A 21696-nucleotide genomic window follows, 5' to 3' on the forward strand; every position below is an offset into this window, starting at 1 on the left:
CGACAGGGGCCCTCTGTTCAGCGCGCCCGAATTGACGCTAGCGTGGAGGCACCTTTGCACACGCGGGAGCTCGGAGCACCGGGCTGAGAGGGCGCTGACCTCCGTCCCAGCGATGTTTCACGTGGAACATCACCGAAGTCGAGTGATGTTCCACACGAAACGTCGACAGACGGAAATCGCTGCGTCGACCGCCGAACCTGTTACCGGGTAATGCCGGCGTAGGGAGTAGGTCTCATGACCAACAAGGACGCACGCACGCCTGCCTCCAGCCAGGACGAACCGCCCCTTCGGGGCGAAACGTCGCAGGAGGCCGGGAAGTCCATCGGCTGGCACAAGGCGTACGTCGAGGGCTCGCGCCCCGATCTGCGGGTGCCGGTCCGCCAGGTGCACCTCACCAACGGGCAGTCGGTCACGCTGTACGACACCTCGGGCCCGTACACCGATCCGCTCACCGACACCGACGTCCGCCGGGGCCTCGCCCCGCTGCGCGAGAACTGGATCATCGCCCGCGGCGACACCGAGGAGTACGCGGGCCGTCCCGCCCGTCCCGAGGACGACGGGATCAAGCACACCTCTCCGCGAGGCGGTCTGCGCAACCTCGACGCGGTCTTCCCGGGGCGGCCGCGTCTGCCGCGTCGCAGCCGTGACGGCAAGGCGGTCACACAGCTCGCGTACGCCCGCCGCGGGGAGATCACACCGGAGATGGAGTACGTGGCCATCCGGGAGAACGTGTCGCCCGAGGTCGTTCGCGAGGAGATTGCGGCGGGCCGCGCGGTACTGCCGGCCAACGTCAACCACCCCGAGATCGAGCCGATGATCATCGGCAAGCGGTTCCTGGTGAAGGTCAACGCCAACATCGGCAACTCCGCGGTGACGTCCTCCATCGAGGAGGAGGTCGAGAAGATGACCTGGGCGACCCGCTGGGGCGCCGACACGGTCATGGACCTGTCCACCGGTCGCAACATCCACACCACGCGTGAATGGGTGCTGCGCAACTCCCCCGTTCCCATCGGCACGGTGCCGCTCTATCAGGCTCTGGAGAAGGTGGACGGCCGCGCCGAGGAGCTGACCTGGGAGATCTACAAGGACACCGTCATCGAACAGGCCGAGCAGGGCGTGGACTACATGACGGTCCATGCGGGCGTCCGCCTGCCGTACGTCCCGCTCACCGCGAACCGCAAGACCGGCATCGTCTCGCGCGGCGGCTCGATCATGGCCGCGTGGTGCCTCGCGCACCACAAGGAGTCGTTCCTGTACGAGAACTTCGAGGAACTCTGCGAGATCCTCGCGGCCTACGACGTCACCTACTCGCTGGGCGACGGTCTGCGGCCGGGCTCGATCGCGGACGCCAACGACGAGGCCCAGTTCGCGGAGTTGCGCACGCTCGGGGAACTCAACCGGATCGCGAAGCGTTTCAACGTACAGACCATGATCGAGGGCCCGGGACACGTCCCGATGCACAAGATCAAGGAGAACATCGACCTTCAGCAGGAGATCTGCGATGAAGCTCCGTTCTATACGCTCGGCCCGCTGACGACGGACGTCGCGCCGGCGTACGACCACATCACCTCCGGCATCGGTGCCGCGATGATCGCCTGGTGGGGCACGGCCATGCTCTGCTACGTCACGCCCAAGGAACACCTGGGCCTGCCCAACCGAGACGACGTCAAGACCGGCGTCATCACCTACAAGATCGCCGCCCACGCAGCCGACCTCGCCAAGGGGCATCCCGGTGCGCAGGACTGGGACGACGCCCTGTCCGACGCCCGCTTCGAGTTCCGGTGGGAGGACCAGTTCAACCTCGCCCTGGACCCGGACACGGCACGGGAGTTCCACGACGAGACCCTCCCGGCGGAGCCGGCCAAGACCGCCCACTTCTGCTCGATGTGCGGTCCGAAGTTCTGCTCGATGAAGATCTCCCACGACATCCGCCGTGAGCACGGCGGAAGCAGGGCGGAGATCGAGGAGGGCATGGCCGAGAAGTCGAAGGAGTTCGCGGCGGCCGGCAACAGGGTGTATCTGCCGATCGCGGATTGACCCACGCCGGTGCGAGTGGCTCTCTCGACGTAGAAGACGGTCCCGCTCTTCGGCGTGCGTTGCCGTAGGGCGGAGCCGTCCGGGCGGGTCGGTGTTCGGCTTGCGCTCCCCCGGCGGACCTTGGCGGGCCCTTCTGATGCGGAGGGCGCAAGCCGACGGTCACTCCGGCTGGTGGTCCGGGCCTCCGAAGTCCGGGCTGGTGTAGTCCGGGCTGCTGAAGCTCGGGCGTGAGCCGGGGGCCGGACCGTCTCCCGGGCTGCTGAAGCCCGGGCGGCCGTAGCCGAGATGTGGCATGCGGCTGGTCGGCGTCGACGGTGTCGTGCTGTGCAGTGCCGCGGCGGTGCCTGGGTCGGCGAGTGCCTCTCGAAGGAACGGCATGACGCCGCGCTCCAGGAGTGCTTCGCGCCAGTCTTCCCGGGCCTGGGCCACTTCCCTGCTCAGTTCGGCGTACGGTCCGCTCTCGAGCGAGGGCCTGTTGCGCAGGGCGGTCAGCAGCAGCCCGACACCGGCCACGAGGATCGCGGCCGCGGTCATGGCGCCGAACACCCATCCGGCGGTCAGCATGGTCTGGGCGAACGCCGGTTCGGGGTTGAGCATCTTGAGGATGTAGCCCACCAGCAGGAAGATCATCGCGGCGGTTCCGGCGAGGACAGGGGCGAGGACCGCGACGACGGCGACGGCGCCCGCGCCGGCCGGCTCGGCGGCCTCGCCGAGGGTGGTGGCGAGCCCCAACGCGCCCACGCCCGGCTCCGCTGAGCCGGATTCGCGGGTGGACGGTGGGGTGGACGACGCCGGCTGGCGCAGTTCCTCGCGAACCTTCACGTAGTGCTGGTACTCGGCCGCCGCGGCCACCGTGATGATCGCGGTGGCGTTCAGCGCCATGGTGCGCAGCTGTTCGGGATTGAGCCGCTGTCCGACAGCGGCCAGTTCCGGGCGGTTTGGGGCGGAGCGCAGCGCCTCATCGAGGACCCGCTCGTACTCCTGGCGGTCCTCGCTCAGCAGGTGCTGCGGAACGCTGTTCATGTGCATCCCCCGATGCTCCGTAGGGCTTGGGGCTCGCATGCCAACGAGCCGTCGGGCAGAAACGGAGGGGAGCCTGCTACGGATAAGCCGATGGTAGAGCGGTGACGGCACACGGTGACAGGGGGTTTCCATAAATTGGGCCCTGGCCTGCGCCGTTTATCGCGATTCCTCCGTGGGGGCGCCTGCCCTGTGAACGTTCAGATATCCAGGGGAAGTTGCTGGACCAGCAGCTTTCCGGCCATGGTCACTCCGCCGTCCATCGCGATGGCCAGGCCTTCTGCGTAGACGTGCGGTCCTTCGACCACGGGCCCCGCGCTGTCCTCGCCCTCCTCGGAGCCGACCTCGCCCAGCAGGTACGGAATAGGGCTGTGACCGTGAACAATCCGCGTGCCGCCGTACGTATCCAGCAGGGAGCGTACGGCGTCTGCACCGCCCTCGTCGCGGAAGGAGAACCGCTTGGTGAACTTGCGGAAAAGATCCCAGCACTCGTCGGCGTCGTTGCGCGTGAGCGTTTCGCGGACGGTGTCGTTGACCGCCTCGATCGAGTCGCCGTAGTCGAGGTAGGCGGTGGTGTCGGAGTGGACCAGCAGAAAGCCGTCGACCGCCTCGACGGCGTCGAGGCGCGCCATCCACTGGAGGTGGTGGTCCTGGAGGCGGTCCATGTCGGTCTTCTGGCCGCCGTTGAGCAGCCAGGCCGCCTGGAAGGTGGCAGTGCCCGCACCGGAGTTGACGGGGGTGTCGCCGAACCGCTTGGCGCCCAGCAGCAGCAGCTCGTGGTTGCCCATGAGCGCCTTGCAGTAGCCACCGGAGGCGGCCGCCTCCGCGGACAGGCGCATCACGAGGTCGATGACGCCGATGCCGTCCGGGCCACGGTCGGTGAAGTCACCGAGGAACCACAGCCGGGAGGTGCCCGCGCACCAGTTCCCCGCGGCGTCGACGAGGCCCTGCTCCTGGAGGGCGGCCATCAACTCGTCCAGATAGCCGTGCACATCACCGACGACGTACAGCGGGCCCGCGCCGTCCGTCTCCTGCGGGTCCGCGAGGGACGTGGGGTCGATGGTCACCTGAAGCGTGTCACCGCGGTTGATGACCGGCAGGTCGCGCCGCGTCGGCGTGTACCCCTCCGAGTGGTCGGCCGGCTCCTCGACGGGTCTGGCGACGTCGCCGGGGTGCGTGCTGTGGCCGTACGGACCGGTCTCGTGGACATATGCCGGTACCCGGAAGTCGCGCAACGTCGCTGTCCGCTCCACCTCGGGTCCCTGACCGGCCCCCTGAGTCATCAGACCCCTCCACCATCGCGCCGCATCTGCACCGCGTCGGACTGCCTGGTCGCAGCGGCCCGCGGTGTCGTGGGCCCATCATAGGAATGCCGATCGCGCCATGTGATGACCCAGGGGTGGTGAATCGGAGTAAGAGTCCAGTTCACCGCGGCTTTCGCCCCGATTGGGCAGGGCTTCGCCCGCATGCTGACGGCCGCTGTTCTACTTCTCCTCGGGCGACCGCGGCGCGCTGACCGTCGTGCGCGGCGGACGTCGCTGTGACGAGGTGCGCACGATCAGCTCCGTCGGTATCACCTGCTCGACCGGTTGGTCCGATTCGACCCCCTCGATCGCGTCGATGAGGAGCTGCACCACAGCCGTGCCGATGCGACGCGGCTTCAGCGACAGTGTGGTGATCGGCGGCTCGGTGTTGGCGTACACGGTGGATTCGCTGCAGCAGACCAGAAGCAGGTCGTCCGGTACGCGCAGGCCGTATCGGCGGGCTGCGGCGAGCAGGTCGGTGCCGTTCGGGTCGAACAGGCCGTAGACGGCGTCGGGTCGGTCGGGCCGGGCCAGCAGCCGGTCGGCGGCGACGGCGCCCGCGCACGGGTCGTGCGCGGGATAGGACTCGTACACCGGGTCCTGGCCGACGCGTTCGCACCAGCGCAGGTACGCCGTGGTCGACAGGTGGGTGTACGTGTCGGTCGTCGTCCCCGTCAGCAGGCCGATGCGGCGGGCGCCGGCGTCGGCCAGATGGTCGAGGATGCCGAGTACGGCGGCCTCGTGGTCGTTGTCGACCCACGCGGTGACCGGGAGCGAGCCGGCCGGGCGGCCGTCGGAGACGACCGGCAGTCCCTGCCGGACCAGTTCGCTGACGACCGGGTCCTGGTCTGAGGGGTCGATGACGACCGTGCCGTCCAGCGCGACGTTCGACCACACGTCGTGGCGCGAGGTCGCGGGCAGGATGACAAGGGCGTAACCGCGGGCGAGCGCGGCGGAGGTGGCGGCGCGCGCCATCTCGGCGAAGTACGCGAACTCGGTGAAGGTGAAAGGTTCATCCCCGTACGTCGTCACGGTCAGGCCGATGAGGCCCGACTTGCCGGTACGGAGGGTTCGGGCCGCTGCCGACGGGCGATAGCCCAGCCGGTCGGCGACCTCACGGACATGGCGTCGGGTGGCGTCCGGGAGCCGGCCCTTCCCGTTGAGGGCGTCGGAGACGGTCGTGATGGAGACTCCGGCGGCGGCGGCCACGTCTCTGATGCCCGCCCTGCCCGGCCGACTGCCTCGACGTGAGGTTTCCGCGCGGCTCACCTGGTGCTTCCCTGCTGCTGTCATGGCGAGCCGATAGTAGGGCTCATGCGGTGGGGTAGGGCGGACGCATATGCACGCGTTGACAGGCACGTTTCTGCAAGGTCATTTACCGTCAACTACCTTTGAAACAAAGTCAGTTGAACGATGCAATGGCACTACGTGACTTGTCGGCGCGCATGGGCCTGCCAAGTCCCCGATGTTTCGAAGAGGTCTCAACTCACCTGCACGGGTGATGCGCGCCAGGGCGCGAGCCACCGGCGCATAGATATATGTGATCGCGCCCCCCCGTTTCGTCTGCCTACGGGTGGTGATGCCCCTGATGCGGATGTGACGGACGAGGTCGGTACCCAGCTGTACGCAGCGGCGTCGAATCCTCATAAGGTGAGCAGTATTGGAAGCCGGTGGTGGTCATGAGGAGGACTGCGGTGAGCGAGACGAGCCCCAAGCTGCGCGCCGAGCTGGAGGGTATCCCCACCTACAAGCCGGGCAAGCCTGCCGCGGCCGGCGGTCCGGTGGCCTACAAGCTGTCCTCCAACGAGAACCCCTATCCGCCGCTGCCCGGCGTGATGGAGACGGTGACGGCCGCGGTCTCGTCCTTCAACCGCTACCCGGACATGGCCTGCACGGGACTGATGAACGAGCTGTCCGACCGCTTCGGCGTCCCGCTCACTCATCTGGCCACCGGGACCGGTTCGGTGGGCGTGGCCCAGCAGTTGATCCAGGCCACCAGCGGTCCCGGCGACGAGGTCATCTACGCCTGGCGGTCCTTCGAGGCGTACCCGATCATCACGCAGATCAGCGGTGCGACCTCGGTGAAGGTGTCCTTGACCCCGGGCGATGTGCACGACTTGGACGCGATGGCGGACGCGATCACCGACCGGACGCGCCTCGTCTTCGTCTGCAACCCCAACAACCCGACCGGCACGGTCGTACGGCGGGCCGAGCTGGAACGGTTCCTCGACCGGGTGCCGAGCGATGTGCTGGTGGTGCTGGACGAGGCGTACCGCGAGTTCATCCGCGACGCCGAGGTGCCGGACGGCGTGGAGCTGTACCGCGAGCGGTCGAATGTCTGCGTGCTGCGCACGTTCTCCAAGGCCTACGGTCTCGCGGGCCTGCGCGTCGGCTTCGCGATCGCCCATGAGCCGGTGGCGGCGGCGCTGCGCAAGACGGCGGTGCCGTTCGGCGTGAGCCAGCTCGCGCAGGAGGCGGCCATCGCGTCGCTCAAGGCCGAGGACGAACTGCTGGGCCGGGTCGGCTCGCTGGTCTGCGAGCGCAACCGCGTCGTCGACGGGCTGCGCGCCCAGGGCTGGACGGTGCCCGAGACCCAGGCCAACTTCGTGTGGCTGCGGCTGGGGGAGAGCACGGTGGCGTTCGCGGCGGCGTGCGAGCAGCACGGCGTGGTGGTCCGGCCGTTCCCGGGCGAGGGTGTGCGGGTGACGATCGGGGAGACCGAGGCGAACGATATCTTCCTGAAGGTGGCGGAAGGGTTCCGCAAGGAGCTCTGAAGGCTCTTCAAGAGCCTCTGCCGGTCCTAAGTGGTCTCAAGAGGCTCTATTCGTCCACGGGTTCCACGCGCACAGGGTCGCCGTCCCGGACCGTGGCGAGGAGCCGGGGGTCGCCGTCGAAGCGGCCCAGGAGGTTGCAGGGGCTCGCGAGGCGGCACTCGGCGCCTCGCGAGATCGGTGTGGGGCCGTAGGGGAGTGCGAGGGCGTCGCCATCGGTCCAGAAAGCCACCGTGCCCGGGTCCACGACCTGTTGGGCGGTTGTTTCACGTGGAACAGAGACACCCGTGTCGAAGTAGACCTCCTCGCCCCAGGTGCAGGCGGTGGAGGCGAGCGGCAGGGCCTTGCCGAGGGCCTGAGCGGTCGGGGTGTCGTCGAGGGTCGCGGTGAGGTGGCCGGCGGGCCACGAGATCCGTATCTGCATGGCGTGTAATTCAACAAGCTGTTGAAGTTGCTGCCAAGGGGTTGACGTGACGGAGAAGACGGGGACCCCCGTGCGTCGGTCGAAAATCGGTGCGGCATACTGGGCTTGTGAATGTGAACGCGTTCACAAGCGTGTCCCGGTTGCTCCAATGATGTGTGTGACAAAAGGGGCAAACTGCCGCTGTACCACGGCGACGTAAGGAGACTGACGACGTGGAATTGGCTCTGGCGCCGGAGACATTGGCGCGCTGGCAGTTCGGCATTACCACCGTCTACCACTTCCTCTTCGTCCCCCTGACGATCTCGCTCGCCGCCCTCACGGCCGGCCTGCAGACCGCCTGGGTGCGCACGGAGAAGGAGAAGTACCTCAGAGCGACCAAGTTCTGGGGCAAGCTCTTCCTGATCAACATCGCCATGGGCGTGGTCACCGGCATCGTGCAGGAGTTCCAGTTCGGCATGAACTGGTCCGACTACTCGCGCTTCGTCGGTGACATCTTCGGTGCCCCGCTCGCCTTCGAGGCGTTGATCGCGTTCTTCTTCGAGTCGACGTTCATCGGCCTGTGGATCTTCGGTTGGGACAAGCTGCCCAAGAAGATCCACCTGGCGTGCATCTGGATGGTCTCGATCGGCACGATCCTGTCGGCGTACTTCATCCTCGCGGCCAACTCGTGGATGCAGCACCCCGTCGGCTACCGGATCAACAAGGCGAAGGGGCGTGCCGAACTCACCGACTTCTGGCACGTGTTGACGCAGAACACCGCGCTGACGCAGGCGTTCCACACGCTCTCCGCGTCCTTCCTTACCGGTGGCGCGTTCATGGTCGGCATCGCGGCCTTCCACCTGTTCCGCAAGAAGCACATCACCGTGATGAAGACCTCGCTGCGGCTGGGGCTGGTCACCGTGGTCATCGCCGGCATGCTCACCGCGATCAGCGGTGACACCCTCGGCAAGGTCATGTTCAAGCAGCAGCCGATGAAGATGGCGGCCGCCGAGGCGCTGTGGGACGGTCAGGACTCCGCGCCGTTCTCGGTCTTCGCGTACGGCGACGTGAGCAAGGGCCACAACTCGGTCGAGCTGTCGATCCCGGGGATACTGTCGTTCCTCGCCGACGACAACTTCAACTCGTACGTCCCCGGTATCAACGACACCAACAAGGCCGAGCAGGCGAAGTACGGTCCCGGCGACTACCGGCCCATCATCCCCGTCACCTTCTGGGCGTTCCGCTGGATGATCGGCTTCGGTATGGCGTCCTTCGCCATCGGTCTGGTCGGACTCTGGCTGACCCGCAAGAAGTTCTTGCTGCCGCAGCATCTGAGGGTCGGCGACGACGAGGTGCCGCATCTGGTCCTCTTCAGGAACAAGGCCCTCAACCCCAAGCTCAGCAGGCTGTACTGGCTGGTGGCGATCTGGACCCTGGGCTTCCCGCTGATCGCCAACTCCTGGGGATGGATCTTCACCGAGATGGGCCGCCAGCCGTGGGTCGTCTACGGCGTCCTGCAGACCCGGCACGCGGTCTCCCCCAATGTCTCCCAGGCCGAGGTCCTCACCTCGATGATCGTCTTCACCACGCTCTACGCCATCCTCGCCGTCATCGAGGTCAAGCTGCTGGTGAAGTACGTCAAGGCGGGCCCGCCCGAGCTCACCGAGGCCGACCTCAATCCGCCCACGAAGATCGGCGGCGACACCCGTGACGCCGACAAGCCGATGGCCTTCTCGTACTAGGCCGAGGGAGATCGAGTCATGGAACTTCACGACGTCTGGTTCGTCCTGATCGCCGTCCTGTGGACGGGCTACTTCTTCCTGGAGGGCTTCGACTTCGGGGTCGGCATCCTCACCAAGCTGCTCGCCCGGAACCGGCTCGAGAAGCGGGTTCTGATCAACACGATCGGCCCCGTCTGGGACGGCAACGAGGTGTGGCTGCTCACCGCGGGAGGCGCGACCTTCGCGGCCTTCCCCGAGTGGTACGCCACGCTCTTCTCCGGCTTCTATCTGGCGCTGCTGATCATCCTGGTCTGCCTGATCGTGCGGGGTGTCGCCTTCGAGTACCGGGCGAAGCGGCCCGAGGAGAGCTGGCAGCGCAACTGGGAGACCGCGATCTTCTGGACCTCGCTGATTCCGGCGTTCCTGTGGGGCGTCGCCTTCGGCAACATCGTGCGGGGCGTGAAGATCGACAAGAACTTCAACTACGTCGGCACCTTCTGGGACCTGCTCAATCCGTACGCGCTGCTCGGCGGTCTGGTGACGCTGACGCTGTTCACGTTCCACGGGGCGGTGTTCACGGCGCTCAAGACGGTCGGGGACATCCGGGAGCGGGCGCGGAAGCTGGCCTCCGTGGTTGGTCTCGTCACCGCCGTGGTGGCGCTGATCTTCCTGGTGTGGACACAGGTCGACAGCGGTGACGGCAAGAGCCTGGTGGCGCTCGTCGTGGCCGTGGCCGCCCTGGTCGCCGCCCTGGTGGCGAATCAGGCCGGGCGCGAGGGCTGGTCGTTCGCACTGTCCGGGGTCACGATCGTGGCCGCCGTGGCGATGCTCTTCCTGTCGCTCTTCCCGAACGTCATGCCGTCATCGCTCAACGGGGACTGGAACCTCACCGTCACCAACGCCTCGTCGAGCCCGTACACCTTGAGGATCATGACCTGGTGCGCGGCGATCGCCACACCGATCGTCCTGCTGTACCAGGGGTGGACCTACTGGGTGTTCCGCAAGCGGATCGGTACGCAGCACATCGCCGAAGCCGCGCACTGAGTCCGAGGGGAGGGTGATTCACGATGACTCGCGATGTTTCACGTGAAACACCCTCCCTGGACCGAAGGGCGTGTTTCACGTGAAACCAATCGATCCGCGACTGCTCCGGTACGCCCGGGCCACCCGCCTCTTCCTGGTGGTCGTCGTCGGCCTGGGCGCCGTCGGTGCGGGGCTGCTCATCGCCCAGGCGATGCTCATCGCCGAGGTGGTGGTGGGCGCCTTCCAGCACGGGCTGTCGGTCGCCGAACTCCGCACTCCCCTGGTGCTGTTGGCGATCGTCGCCTGTGGTCGCGCCCTGGTCTCCTGGCTCACCGAACTCGCCGCTCACCGGGCGAGTGCCGCGGTGAAGTCGGAGCTACGGGGCCGGCTGCTGGAGCGTTCCGTCGCGCTGGGGCCGGGATGGCTGAGCGGGCAGCGGACCGGGTCACTCGTCGCGCTCGCCACACGCGGGGTCGACGCCCTCGACGACTACTTCTCGCGCTATCTGCCGCAGTTGGGGCTCGCGGTGGTCGTGCCGGTGGCGGTGCTGGCCCGGATCGTCACCGAGGACTGGGTCTCGGCGGCGATCATCGTGGGAACCCTGCCGCTCATCCCGGTCTTCATGGTCCTGATCGGCTGGGCCACGCAGTCCCGGATGGACCGTCAGTGGCAGTTGCTGTCCCGGCTGTCCGGGCACTTCCTGGACGTCGTCGCGGGACTGCCGACCCTGAAGGTGTTCGGGCGGGCCAAGGCGCAGGCCGAGTCGATCAAGCGCATCACCGGCGAGTACCGGCAGGCGACCATGCGGACGCTGCGGATCGCCTTCATCTCGTCCTTCGCGCTGGAGTTGCTCGCCACGCTTTCGGTCGCGCTGGTCGCCGTGACGATCGGCATGCGGCTCGTGCACGGAGAGATGGACCTGTACATCGGCCTGGTCGTCCTCGTCCTCGCCCCCGAGGCGTACCTGCCGCTGCGTCAGGTCGGGGCGCAGTACCACGCGGCGGCTGAGGGTCTCGCGGCAGCCGAGGAGATTTTCGCCGTCCTGGAGACGCCGGTGCCGGCGTCGGGTACGGGGGCCGTGCCGACGGGCGGCGTCGTCTTCCAGGGGGTGACCGTTCAGTACCCCGGGCGGTCCGAGGACGCCGTCTCGGACGTGTCCTTCGCCGTCGAGCCCGGGGAGACGGTCGCGCTCGTCGGGCCGAGCGGAGCGGGCAAGTCGACGCTGCTGAATGCCCTGTTGGGGTTTGTGCGCCCGACCGAGGGGCGGGTGCGGGTCGGCGGAACCGATCTCGCCGACGTCGATCTCGAGCAGTGGCGGTCGAGGGTCGCCTGGGTGCCCCAGCGGCCGCACCTGTTCGCCGGGACGATCACCGAGAACGTACGCCTGGCACGGCCCGACGCCGACGACACCGCCGTACGCGGGGCGTTGGGCGATGCGGGGGCGCTGGAGTTCGTGGACGGGCTGCCCCAGGGCGCGGAGACCGTGCTCGGCGAGGACGGTGCCGGGCTGTCCGCCGGGCAGCGGCAACGGCTCGCGCTGGCCCGCGCTTTCCTCGCGGACCGTCCGGTACTGCTGCTCGACGAGCCGACGGCCGCCCTGGACGGGGCCACCGAGGCCGAGGTCGTGAAGGCGGTACGGCGACTGGCGGTGGGGCGGACGGTCTTGCTGGTGGTGCACCGGCCGGCGCTGCTGGAGGTCGCGGACCGGGTGGTACGGCTGGAGATGGCCGACCCGGCGATGGGGACGGAGGCACCCGCATTCCGCGCTTCGGTGGAGGCCGGGGCGACGACGTCCGAGGCACGCCCGATCGAGGCGGGCGCCCCCGCTCAGGACGAGACCGGGACGACCGACCTCACGACGGGCGCCCGCGGTGTCCTCGCCCGCGTCCGTGCCATGTCCGGCCCCCGGCGCAGTCGTCTCGCCCTCGCTCTGCTGCTCGGGAGCCTCGCGCTTGGCAGTGCCGTCGGGCTGATGGCCACCTCCGGGTGGCTCATCTCGCGGGCCTCGCAGCAGCCGCCCGTGCTGTATCTGATGGTGGCCGTCACGGCGACGCGCGCCTTCGGCATCGGGCGGGCCGTCTTCCGGTATGCCGAGCGGCTCGTGTCGCACGACGCGGTCCTGCGGATGCTGGCCGACACGAGGGTGGCCGTCTACCGGCGGCTGGAGCGGCTGGCGCCCGCCGGGCTGCGCCGCACCCGCCGGGGCGACCTGCTCTCCCGGCTCGTCGCCGACGTGGACGCCCTGCAGGACTACTGGCTGCGCTGGTTGCTGCCCGCCGGTTCCGCGGCGATCGTGTCCGCCGCGGCCGTCGGCTTCACGGCCTGGCTGCTGCCCGAGGCAGGCGTCGCGCTGGCCGTCGGGCTGCTGGCGGCCGGAGTCGGGGTCCCGCTGGTCACCGGTGCCGTGGCGCGCCGAGCCGAACGCAGGCTGTCCCCTGCCCGAGGGGTGCTCGCGACCCGCGTGACCGATCTGCTCACCGGCACCGCGGAGTTGACCGTCGCCGGCGCCCTGCCCGCTCGTACCGCCGAGGCACGCCGCGCCGACGGCACGCTCACCCGGATTGCCTCGCGGGCCGCCACCGCCACCGCGCTCGGTGACGGACTCACCGCCCTGCTCTCCGGTCTGACGGTCGCCGCCACCGCCCTCGTGGGCGCCCAGGCGGTCGCCGCCGGGCGGCTGGGCGGAGTGGCGATGGCCGTCGTCGTCCTCACCCCGCTGGCCGCCTTCGAGGCCGTCCTCGGGCTGCCGCTCGCCGTGCAGTACCGGCAGCGCGTGCGCAGGAGCGCGGAGCGCGTGTACGAGGTGCTGGACGCACCCGAGCCGGTACGGGAGCCGGAGCGGCCCCGGCAGGCGCCCGCCTCCCCCTTCCCGGTGGCCCTCAAGGGCCTGACCGCCCGGCACGAGGGGCAGGACCGGGATGCGCTCGATGGCCTCGACCTGACCCTCGACCAGGGCCGTCGGATCGCCGTGGTCGGGCTTTCGGGCTCTGGCAAGACGACGCTGGCGCAGGTGCTGCTGCGCTTCCTGGACGTGGACGCGGGTTCGTACACGCTGGCCGGCGTGGACGCGTACGCGCTCGACGGCGACGACGTACGACGGCTCGTCGGGCTGTGCGCCCAGGACGCGCACCTCTTCGACAGTTCGGTGCGCGAGAACCTGCTCCTCGCCAGGAAGGACGTCACCGAGGACGACCTGCGCGACGCGCTCGCCCGGGCCCGGCTGCTGGACTGGGCGGACAGCCTGCCCGACGGGCTCGACACGCTCGTCGGCGAGCACGGGGCCCGGCTGTCGGGCGGGCAGCGGCAGCGGCTGGCGCTGGCCCGCGCGCTGCTCGCCGACTTCCCGGTGCTGGTGCTCGACGAGCCCGCCGAACACCTCGACCTGCCGACGGCCGACGCCCTCACCGCCGACCTGCTGGCCGCCACCGAGGGCCGTACGACGCTGCTCATCACGCACCGGCTGGCCGGTCTGGAGGCGGTCGACGAGGTCGTCGTACTGGACGAGGGGCGTGTGGTGCAGCGGGGGACGTACGCCGAACTGGCCGCTGTACCGGGGCCGTTGCGGGGGATGGTGGAGCGGGAGGCGCAGGCGGAGCTGCTGGTGGGGGCGCGGTAGCCGCAGCACAGGGCCGACGGCACCAGGCGTGGGGCCGGTTGAGCTACGGCCGCTGCGCCAGCATCCGTTCGATCACGACCGCCACGCCGTCGTCGTTGTTGGCGACCGTGCGGCCCGACGCCGCGGCGATGACGTCCGGGTGGGCGTTGCCCATCGCGTACGACTGGCCCGCCCAGGTGAGCATCTCGACGTCGTTCGGCATGTCCCCGAAGGCGACGACCTCCTCGTGGGAGATGCCGCGCTCGGCGCAGCACAGGGCCAGCGTGCTCGCCTTGGAGACGCCGGGGCCGCTGATCTCCAGCAGGGCGCTGGGGCTGGAGCGGGTGACGTTGGCGCGCTCACCGATGGCGAGCCGGGCGGTGGTGAGGAAACCGTCCGGGTCGAGTGTGGGGTGATAGGCGAGGATCTTCAGCACCGGCTCCGCGGCACCGGGGCCGTCCGGCGCCAGCAGGTCCTCGGCCGGCGCGAGGTTGTCCGGGATCTCCATGTGCAGCTTCGGGTAGTCGGGCTCCTGGTAGAAGCCGTACGTCTGCTCCACCGCGTACACCGTGCCCGGCGCCGCGTCGCGCAGCAGTCGTACGGCGTCCAGCGCGTTGTCCCGGGCCAGCTCCCGCACCTTCACGAACCGGTGGGCGCCGGCGCCGCCGTGCAGGTCGACCACGGCCGCGCCGTTGCCGCAGATCGCCAGGCCATGGCCGTGGACGTGGTCGCTGACGACGTCCATCCAGCGGGCCGGGCGGCCGGTGACGAAGAAGACCTCGATGCCCGCCTCCTCGGCGGCGGCGAGGGCGGCGACCGTGCGCGGGGAGACCGACTTGTCGTCCCGCAGAAGGGTGCCGTCGAGATCGGTGGCTATGAGCCGCGGCGGAACGGCGGCGGCCGGGGTCTCGGGCTGTCGAGTCGCTGAGGTCACCGGGCCATTCTCCCGCATATGCCTGCACGGCCGTGCGGGAGTCCGCGCATGTGAGTGGTTACCGTCCTCACCAGCACCATCACACTCCGTCCGCTCAGCCGAGCTGCGCCGTGGCTTCCATGGCGATCTGCTCGAAGACCTTCTCGTCGGCGGCGAAGTCGGAGTCGGGGATGGGCCAGTGGATCACGATCTCGGTGAAGCCCAGTTCCTGGTGCCGGCCCGCGAAGTCCACGAACGCGCCGAGCGACTCCAGCGGCCGGCCGCGGTCCGGGGTGAAGCCGGTGAGCAGGATCTTGTCGAGCCCGGCCACGTCCCGGCCGATCTCGGCGCAGGCGTCGGCCAGCTTCTCGGCCTGGCCGTAAATGGCTTGAACCGACTGTTCAGGAGTGCCGTTCTCGTACAGCCGGGGGTCGCCGGTGGTCACCCAGGCCTGCCCGTACCGCGCGGCGAGGCGCAGTCCGCGCGGGCCGGTCGCGGCCACCGCGAAGGGCAGCCGGGGGCGCTGCACGCAGCCGGGTACGTTGCGCGCCTCGTGCGCCGAGTAGAAGTCGCCCTCGTACGACACCCCCTCCTTGCCGCCTTCGGTCAGCAGCCGGTCGAGGAGCTGGACGAACTCGGCGAACCGGTCGGCGCGCTCTCGCGGGGTCCACGGCTCCTGCCCCAGCACCGTGGCGTCGAAGCCGTTGCCGCCCGCGCCCACACCGAGGGTGAACCTGCCTCCGGAGATGTCGTCGAGGGACAGCAGCTCCTTGGCGTAGGGCACCGGGTGCCGGAAGTTCGGCGAGGTCACCAGCGTGCCAAGACGCACTTGCTCGGTGACGGCGGCCGCCGCGGTCAGGGTCGGCACGGCGCCGAACCACGGGCCGTCCCGGAAGGTGCGCCAGGAGAGGTGGTCGTAGGTGTACGCGGTGTGGAAGCCGAGCTGCTCCGCACGCTGCCATGCCGAACGGCCGCCCTCGTGCCAGCGGCGGTGCGGGAGGATCACGGTGCTCAGACGCAGACTCATGCATCGAGCGTATGCGGCCGAACGGGTTTCACGTGAAACAGTCACCGACGGTCGCGGCCCGCGTCCGTTGTGTCAGGTCGTCGCGCGTTCGCTGAGTCATGTCACCGCACGCGGCCGTTCAGCCACGGGGTGAGGCTCAGTGTCGGCATGTACTCGCGGTGCGTGCGGTCTCCGGGCAGCGGCACGATCAGGAAGCGGCCGGGCGGGAAGCGACGTGCCTTGACGAAGGCGCGGTCGTCGAAGACGGAGCGGACGAAGGCGGGCACGTCGTCGCGCGCGATGTCCGGGCAGTCGATGCCCTCGACGGTGATCAGGGCGTCGTCGTCGGGGTAGAGCCGGACGCTCAACCGTGGCAGGCCGCCGAACTCGACGTAGGCCTCGTGGGGCAGGGAGCCGTCCGGGTCGATGGTGACGCCGACGCCCGCGGCGCTGCGCCGGGAGGTCTGGTCGGCGCCGATGTCGTGGCTGACCTCGATCTCGCGCGCGTACTCGGCGGCGATGGTGCGCAGGGCGGTGACGGCGGCCTCGGTGGTGGGGAGGTGGTCCATACCTCTGATCATGCCGGGGTCAGTGCGGCTCGGGAAACCGCAGGTACTCGGGCGGTACGGCCTTGGTGAGCCACACGCCGTTCTCGCTGACGTGGAAGACGTGGCCCTCGCGGTGCATGGCGGCCGTGTCCACGGAGAGCACGACGGGCCTGCCGCGGCGGGCGCCGACGCGGGTCGCCGTCTCGCGGTCGGGCGAGAGGTGCACATCGTGCCGGTTCATGGGGCGCAGTCCCTCGGCGCGGATCGCGTCCAGGTTGCGGGTCACGGTCCCGTGGTAGAGGTACGGCGGCGGGGTCGCCGGGGCGAGCCCGAGGTCGATCTCGACGCTGTGGCCCTGGCTGGCGCGGATGCGGGTGCCCTCGACGGCGAAGCGCTTCTTGTCGTTCTCCGCGACCACGTGGTCCAGCTCTTCGCGGGTGAAGCGGAACCCGTGTGCGGCGGCCGCGGCGATCAGCACGTCGATCTCGACCCAGCCCGCTTCGTCGAGGACGAGTCCGATCCGCTCCGGCTGGTGGCGCAGATGCTTCGAGAGGTACTTCGACACCTTGATGGTGCGTCTTTCGTCTGCGGTGCTTCTTTCGTTCATCCGCTCAGCATGACGGGAGAGACGTGGATCACGCAGATTAATTTTGCGCGGAGGTTTGGTCCACAACCAACTGTAGTTATCCACAGGCTACTTGGCAGTTCTGTGGACAACTCCCCGACATGTCAGCCCCGTTCGTCAAGATCGACTGGGGGCGCCCCCTTTGACGTGAGCGCGTCCAACGCCCTTGCCCGCACCTCCCGTTCAGCCGCCAGCACGATGAAGGCCGCCGCCTGCTCCGGACCAACCAGCCCCTCCACCGCCCGCATTGTCTCCTCGGGCAACGACACGGAGCGTGACATCGGGCGGGTCGGTGAGGGTTCCCCGGTGCCGAGCTGCTGCCGCAGTTGCCGCACCGCCAACAACCTCATCGCCCGCGCGAGTTCGGCGTCCACCGTCTGCTGGGCGAGGGGCCGCAGTCGCCGTACCAGTGAGGCGGCTTCGGTCGCGTCCGCGTCGCTCGGGCGGTGCGGTCCGTCGAGGTAGCGGGCGAAGACGTGCTCGGTGGTGAACTCCAGGAAACGGGCCGCGATGTGCTCGACCTGGCCCCTCAACTCCCGCAGATGGCCGGAGATCGCGGACAGCGGGACGCCCGCGGCGTACAACTCGACGGCCACAGCCAGCTCTTGGGGGCTCGGCACCAGGAAGGAGTCCTCGTCGCCGGGGACCGGCTCCAGCACTCCGAGTTCGACGGCGTCGGCGACCGCCGCGTCGTCGGGGGAGCCGCCGAAGCGCTCGTCCAACTCGGCACGCGAGATCCGTACCGCCTCCTCGTCGGTCCACGGACCGTCGACCTCGGCAACCAGCCCGAGCACCCCGCCCAGGCCGCGTCCCGCGTCCCACGCCTCCAGGAGCTCCTTGATGGAGGCCAGGGTGTAGCCGCGGTCCAGGAGGTCGGCGATCTGGCGCAGGCGGGCGAGATGCGCGTCCGAGTAGAGGTTGGCGCGGCCGCGGCGCTCGGGGCGGGGGAGCAGGCCGCGGTCCTGGTAGGCGCGGATGGTGCGGACCGTGGCGCCGCTGACGTGCGCAAGGTCCTCGATCCGGTACGCGCTGTCCACGCTCGGTTGCCTCCGTACGGTGGCGGTGGTGACGGTTCTGAGTGGCTGCCCACGGCGGGGCCCGTACTACGCGACAGCCCTCTTCGCTGCCGGTGACCGGCTCAGATACTCCACCGCCCTGTTCAACGACCCTTCCCGCGACGGGTGGTACGAGCGTCGGAGGTAGCGGGGTATGGCCGTGCCGAGCTGCCGCCAGGTGGGCAACAGGCCTTTGCGGACGGCCCTGTTGTGCTCGGCGAGCGAATAGCGCAGCCGGCCGGCGAGCTGCGGGTCGTGGCGCATCAGGTACGCCGTCCCCCACACCCACATGTACAGCATCACCGGTGCGGTGACCGTCATGCCGGCGATGCGGCGGGCGTAGCGGGCTCTGCCGGTGCCGCCGCAGTGCCGGAACATGTCGTAGGCGACCGCGCGGTGTTCGACCTCCTCGGCGCCGTGCCAGCGCAGCAGGTCGAGCATGACCTCGTCGGCGCCGGCCGCGTCCAGGCCGTCGGCGGCCAGGACCCAGTCGCCGAGCACCGCCGTGAACTGCTCGATCGCCGCCACGACCGCCAGCCGGAAGCGCAGCCACTCCCGTTCGGGCACGGGCGCGCCGAGCGGCGGGCGTTCGCCGAGGAGCCGCTCGAAGAGGAAGTCGACGTGCTTGGTGAACTGCGCGGTGTCGAGCCTCTGCGCCGCCAGGTGGTCCAGCACGTGCGCGTGCTGCACGCTGTGCGTGGCCTCCTGGCCCATGAACCCCTTGACCTCGGTGAGCAGTTCGGGGTCTTTGACCAGCGGCAGGCCCTCCTTGAAGACCTCCACGAACCACCGCTCCCCCGCCGGCAGCAGCAGGTGCAGCACATTGATGACGTGGGTGGCGGTGGGCTCGCCGGGGATCCAGTGCAAGGGGGTGCGCGACCAGTCGAAGGACACGCGGCGTGGGGCGATCCGCACGCTCACAGCGGTGGCTCCAGCCGTGCGATCGCCCGCAGCGCGCGCGGGGTGAACCGGGACATGAGGTGGGCGCCCCGGGCCTCCGGGGTGACCGGCACGACCGCCTCGTTGCGCACGACCGCGCGCAGGATCGCGTCGGCCACCTTCTCCGGCGGGTAGTTTCTGAGGCCGTACAGGCGGGCCGACCGCTTCTGGCGCCGCTTCTCCTCGTCGGCGTCGACCCCGGCGAAGCGCGCGGTCGAGGTGATGTTGGTGTTGACGAAGCCGGGGCAGATCGCGCTCACGCCGATCCCCTGCCCCGCCAGCTCCGCGCGCAGGCACTCGCTGAGCATCAGGACGGCCGCCTTGGAGGTGCTGTAGGCGGGCAGTGCCTTGGAGGGCTGGTACGCCGCCGCCGACGCGGTGTTGACGATGTGGCCGCCCTGTCCGCGCTGCGCCATCTGCCGGCCGAAGAGCCGGCAGCCGTGGATCACGCCCCACAGGTTGACGTCGAGGACCTTCTTCCAGTCCTCCGGGCTGGTGTCGAAGAAGGAGCCGGACAGGCCGATCCCGGCGTTGTTCACCAGGACGTCCACCACGCCGTACTCGGTGGCGACCTTCTCGGCGAGCTTCTCCATGGCCTGTTCGTCGGAGACGTCGGCCGTCTCCGCCCAGGCCTCGGGGGCACCGAGCAGGCGGGACAGCTCGGCGGTGCGGGCGGCGGCCTCGGCGTCCCGGTCGACGGCCACCACACGCGCGCCGGCCTCCGCGAAGGCGAACGCGGTGGCCCGCCCGATGCCGCTGCCCGCGCCGGTGACCAGGACGAGCTGCCCGCCGAAGCGGTCGGCGTACTTGCCGGTGGGTGTCACGACTTCGAGCCTCCCGCCCTCGACGGATGTCACGAACTCGGTGATCCAGGCCGACAGTTGGTCGGGGCGCGTGCGCGGGATCCAGTGCTTGGCCGGGAGGGTGCGGCGGGTCAACTGCGGAACCCACAGCTCCAGTTCGTCGTAGAGCTTCTCCGACAGGAACGCGTCGCCCAGGGGCGTGATGAGCTGCACGGGCGCGTGTGCGTACGCGTCCGGGCGGGGCCTGCGCAGTCTGGCCCGCACGTTGTCCCGGTACAGCCAGGCGCCGTGCGCCGCGTCCGTGGGCAGCGAGGAGGTCGGGTAGTCGCCGCCGGGGACCTTCTCGAAGCGCTGCAGGATGCCTGGCCAGCGCTTGCCGAGGGGGCCGCGCCAGGCCAGTTCGGGCAGCACGGGCGTGTGCAGCAGGTACACGTACCAGGACTTGGCGCCCTGGCCGAGGAGTTGGCCGACCCGGCGCGGGGTGGGCCGCTTCAGGCGTCCGTTGATCCAGTGGCCGAAGTGGTCGAGGGACGGCCCCGACATCGAGGTGAAGGAGGCGATGCGTCCTTCGGTGCGCTTGACGGTGACGAACTCCCAGGACTGCACGGAGCCCCAGTCGTGCCCGACCACGTGCACCGGCCGGCCGGGGCTGACCGCGTCGATCACCGCCAGGAAGTCGTCCGTCAGTTTCTCCAGGGTGAAGCCCCCGCGCAGCGGCCGCGGTGCCGTGGACCGGCCGTGGCCCCGGACGTCGTAGAGCACGACATGGAAGCGCTCGGCCAGTCGGGTCGCGACCTCGGACCACACCTCCTTGCTGTCCGGGTAGCCGTGCACCAGGACCACCGTCGGGTGCCCGGAGTCCCCCAGTTCGGCCACGCACAGCTCGACGCCGCCGGTCCGCACCCGGCGCTCCCGTGCCCCCTGCAGCACCGTCACTTCGCGTCCTCCGCCCAGCGCCGCACGTGCGGCAGATCGTCGTCCAGCCAGAAGGCGCTCTCGGCGGGGTCCTCGGAGTCGGTGACGACCAGGATCTCCTCGAACTTCGCGCCCGTGCCCCGGAAGCCCAGGTGGGGTTCGACCGCCCACAGGCCCGGCTGCGGCGGGTGGTCGGAGAAGCGGTACGGCGACCACAGCGGGGACCAGCCGTCGCGGTGGCCGTGCAGTGCGTCGGAAGCGAGGCCCTTCAGGGACTGTGTGCCGAATCCGAACAGATGCGGTGACCAGCGGCGCTGCTTGACCTGGTCGACCTTGTGCGCGATCACCCCGAACGGGTAGGCGCGGTGCCGGTTGGCATAGCCCTGGCGGACCATGAGACGGTCCACGTCCTCGTAGATCGCGCGCAGCGGGCGCCGCTCGCGCACCTCGCGCAGGATCAGCTCGTGGTGCGCCTCGAGGTCGGCCATGAGCTTGTCCTGCACGGGGTTGATCCCGAGGGAGCCCGAGTACCCGATGTCGGCCGTGTAGCCGTCGTACACAGGAGCCATGTCCAGGATGAACGGCATTCCGGGCTCGAGCCGCCGGTCCGTCGGGAAGAACTGGAGCGGGATACGGAAGTTCACGAACGCGGTGCGGTCCCCGAACCAGGCGAAGGGCAGGTGGAACCAGTCCCGCACGCCCCGCGCGCGCAGCCACTCGCGCTGCATCCGGGCCGCCTCGCGCTCGGTCACACCCGGCTGCAACTGCGCGGCGACCGCCTCCGCGCAGTCGTAGGCGAGGCGTTGCACCTGCCTGAACCCCCGCAGCCGCACGGAGAGTTCACCTGCCACTGCCGTCGTCATGCCACCGCCCCACCCTCGTCCACGCTGACTGCGGTACGCGTCCGTAACTTGACACTGGCGAATGTGACAGTTGTTAGAGGCTGCGTCAATAGGCGGGGTCCGGGCTGTGGATAACCCTGCGTAGCTCTCAGGTAGGGGGATCCCCTACGGACCCG

General features: G+C 69.6%; 17 protein-coding genes and 1 riboswitch. Of the genes, 5 read left to right on the forward strand and 12 right to left on the reverse strand.

From position 1 onward, the window contains the following. Positions 1-52 precede the first annotated feature (52 nt). Positions 53-242: riboswitch (TPP riboswitch) on the forward strand. Continuing rightward, complete coding sequence (gene thiC / locus OG303_RS25485) at positions 235-2037, forward strand: phosphomethylpyrimidine synthase ThiC (RefSeq protein WP_405871151.1); 1803 nt, start codon at positions 235-237, stop codon at positions 2035-2037. Its footprint overlaps the riboswitch before it by 8 nt. Before the next feature lie 159 nt (positions 2038-2196). On the opposite strand, the gene OG303_RS25490 is transcribed toward thiC, so the two are convergent. From OG303_RS25490 to OG303_RS25500, 3 genes are all read right to left on the reverse strand, one after another. After that, positions 2197-3066 (reverse strand): hypothetical protein, encoded by an 870-nt coding sequence (locus OG303_RS25490; protein ID WP_405871152.1) that lies wholly within the window; start codon positions 3064-3066, stop codon positions 2197-2199. A 191-nt stretch (positions 3067-3257) separates the two neighbouring features. After that, complete coding sequence (locus tag OG303_RS25495; protein ID WP_405871153.1) at positions 3258-4340, reverse strand: metallophosphoesterase; 1083 nt, start codon at positions 4338-4340, stop codon at positions 3258-3260. Positions 4341-4541: 201 nt separating this feature from the next. After that, positions 4542-5654 carry a LacI family DNA-binding transcriptional regulator gene (locus OG303_RS25500; protein WP_405871155.1) on the reverse strand — a complete coding sequence of 371 codons (1113 nt, stop codon included), beginning with the start codon at positions 5652-5654 and terminating at the stop codon, positions 4542-4544. Between the two features lie 401 nt (positions 5655-6055). Between OG303_RS25500 and hisC the strand changes: the two genes are divergently transcribed. After that, positions 6056-7135, forward strand: coding sequence for a histidinol-phosphate transaminase (hisC, locus tag OG303_RS25505; RefSeq protein ID WP_405871156.1), 1080 nt, complete (start codon positions 6056-6058; stop codon positions 7133-7135). A gap of 46 nt (positions 7136-7181) precedes the next feature. Here hisC and OG303_RS25510 read toward each other — a convergent pair whose 3' ends face one another. Further along, positions 7182-7556, reverse strand: coding sequence for a cyclophilin-like fold protein (locus OG303_RS25510; protein ID WP_405871158.1), 375 nt, complete (start codon positions 7554-7556; stop codon positions 7182-7184). 212 nt (positions 7557-7768) lie between these two features. Between OG303_RS25510 and OG303_RS25515 the strand changes: the two genes are divergently transcribed. The 3 genes from OG303_RS25515 to cydD all read left to right on the forward strand — a co-directional run bounded on the left by OG303_RS25515 (position 7769) and on the right by cydD (position 13895). Next, the gene (locus OG303_RS25515; protein ID WP_405871159.1) at positions 7769-9277 is read left to right on the forward strand and encodes a cytochrome ubiquinol oxidase subunit I; all 1509 of its coding nucleotides are present in this window, start codon (positions 7769-7771) and stop codon (positions 9275-9277) included. Between the two features lie 18 nt (positions 9278-9295). Further along, positions 9296-10300: a cytochrome d ubiquinol oxidase subunit II gene (gene cydB / locus OG303_RS25520; protein WP_405871161.1), complete on the forward strand. Its 1005-nt coding sequence runs from the start codon at positions 9296-9298 to the stop codon at positions 10298-10300. A 79-nt stretch (positions 10301-10379) separates the two neighbouring features. Beyond that, on the forward strand, positions 10380-13895 hold the full coding sequence (gene cydD / locus OG303_RS25525; RefSeq protein ID WP_405871162.1) for a thiol reductant ABC exporter subunit CydD: 3516 nt from the start codon (positions 10380-10382) through the stop codon (positions 13893-13895). Positions 13896-13938: 43 nt separating this feature from the next. On the opposite strand, the gene OG303_RS25530 is transcribed toward cydD, so the two are convergent. The 8 genes from OG303_RS25530 to OG303_RS25565 all read right to left on the reverse strand — a co-directional run bounded on the left by OG303_RS25530 (position 13939) and on the right by OG303_RS25565 (position 21541). Continuing rightward, positions 13939-14826 (reverse strand): HAD hydrolase family protein, encoded by an 888-nt coding sequence (locus OG303_RS25530; protein ID WP_405871163.1) that lies wholly within the window; start codon positions 14824-14826, stop codon positions 13939-13941. Positions 14827-14902: 76 nt separating this feature from the next. After that, positions 14903-15814 (reverse strand): LLM class flavin-dependent oxidoreductase, encoded by a 912-nt coding sequence (locus OG303_RS25535; protein WP_405871164.1) that lies wholly within the window; start codon positions 15812-15814, stop codon positions 14903-14905. Between the two features lie 101 nt (positions 15815-15915). After that, positions 15916-16362 (reverse strand): hypothetical protein, encoded by a 447-nt coding sequence (locus OG303_RS25540; protein WP_405871165.1) that lies wholly within the window; start codon positions 16360-16362, stop codon positions 15916-15918. 19 nt (positions 16363-16381) lie between these two features. Further along, a complete protein-coding gene (locus OG303_RS25545) occupies positions 16382-16948 on the reverse strand; it encodes an RNA 2'-phosphotransferase (RefSeq protein ID WP_405871166.1) in 567 nt (188 codons plus the stop codon). Between the two features lie 122 nt (positions 16949-17070). Next, positions 17071-18003 (reverse strand): MerR family transcriptional regulator, encoded by a 933-nt coding sequence (locus OG303_RS25550; protein WP_405871168.1) that lies wholly within the window; start codon positions 18001-18003, stop codon positions 17071-17073. Between the two features lie 66 nt (positions 18004-18069). Beyond that, positions 18070-18942 carry a metal-dependent hydrolase gene (locus OG303_RS25555; RefSeq protein WP_405871170.1) on the reverse strand — a complete coding sequence of 291 codons (873 nt, stop codon included), beginning with the start codon at positions 18940-18942 and terminating at the stop codon, positions 18070-18072. Next, the gene (locus OG303_RS25560) at positions 18939-20699 is read right to left on the reverse strand and encodes an SDR family oxidoreductase (protein ID WP_405871172.1); all 1761 of its coding nucleotides are present in this window, start codon (positions 20697-20699) and stop codon (positions 18939-18941) included. The genes OG303_RS25555 and OG303_RS25560 overlap by 4 nt, the downstream gene beginning before the upstream one ends. Beyond that, entirely contained in the window at positions 20696-21541 is an 846-nt protein-coding gene (locus OG303_RS25565) for a M24 family metallopeptidase (protein ID WP_405871174.1), read from the reverse strand. Before OG303_RS25565 ends, OG303_RS25560 begins: the two co-directional genes overlap by 4 nt. Between the last annotated feature and the right edge of the window lie 155 nt (positions 21542-21696).

This window comes from Streptomyces sp. NBC_00005, assembly GCF_045160215.1.
Lineage (GTDB): Bacteria > Actinomycetota > Actinomycetes > Streptomycetales > Streptomycetaceae > Streptomyces.

Coding starts and splice junctions, on each gene's coding strand:
- OG303_RS25540 (WP_405871165.1), bottom strand. CDS start 16,362: ATGGACCACCTCCCCACCACCGAGGCCGCCGTCACCGCCCTGCGCACC.
- OG303_RS25530 (WP_405871163.1), bottom strand. CDS start 14,826: ATGCGGGAGAATGGCCCGGTGACCTCAGCGACTCGACAGCCCGAGACC.
- OG303_RS25495 (WP_405871153.1), bottom strand. CDS start 4,340: ATGACTCAGGGGGCCGGTCAGGGACCCGAGGTGGAGCGGACAGCGACG.
- OG303_RS25510 (WP_405871158.1), bottom strand. CDS start 7,556: ATGCAGATACGGATCTCGTGGCCCGCCGGCCACCTCACCGCGACCCTC.
- OG303_RS25535 (WP_405871164.1), bottom strand. CDS start 15,814: ATGAGTCTGCGTCTGAGCACCGTGATCCTCCCGCACCGCCGCTGGCAC.
- thiC (WP_405871151.1), top strand. CDS start 235: ATGACCAACAAGGACGCACGCACGCCTGCCTCCAGCCAGGACGAACCG.
- OG303_RS25565 (WP_405871174.1), bottom strand. CDS start 21,541: ATGACGACGGCAGTGGCAGGTGAACTCTCCGTGCGGCTGCGGGGGTTC.
- OG303_RS25545 (WP_405871166.1), bottom strand. CDS start 16,948: ATGAACGAAAGAAGCACCGCAGACGAAAGACGCACCATCAAGGTGTCG.
- OG303_RS25490 (WP_405871152.1), bottom strand. CDS start 3,066: ATGCACATGAACAGCGTTCCGCAGCACCTGCTGAGCGAGGACCGCCAG.
- OG303_RS25500 (WP_405871155.1), bottom strand. CDS start 5,654: ATGACAGCAGCAGGGAAGCACCAGGTGAGCCGCGCGGAAACCTCACGT.
- cydB (WP_405871161.1), top strand. CDS start 9,296: ATGGAACTTCACGACGTCTGGTTCGTCCTGATCGCCGTCCTGTGGACG.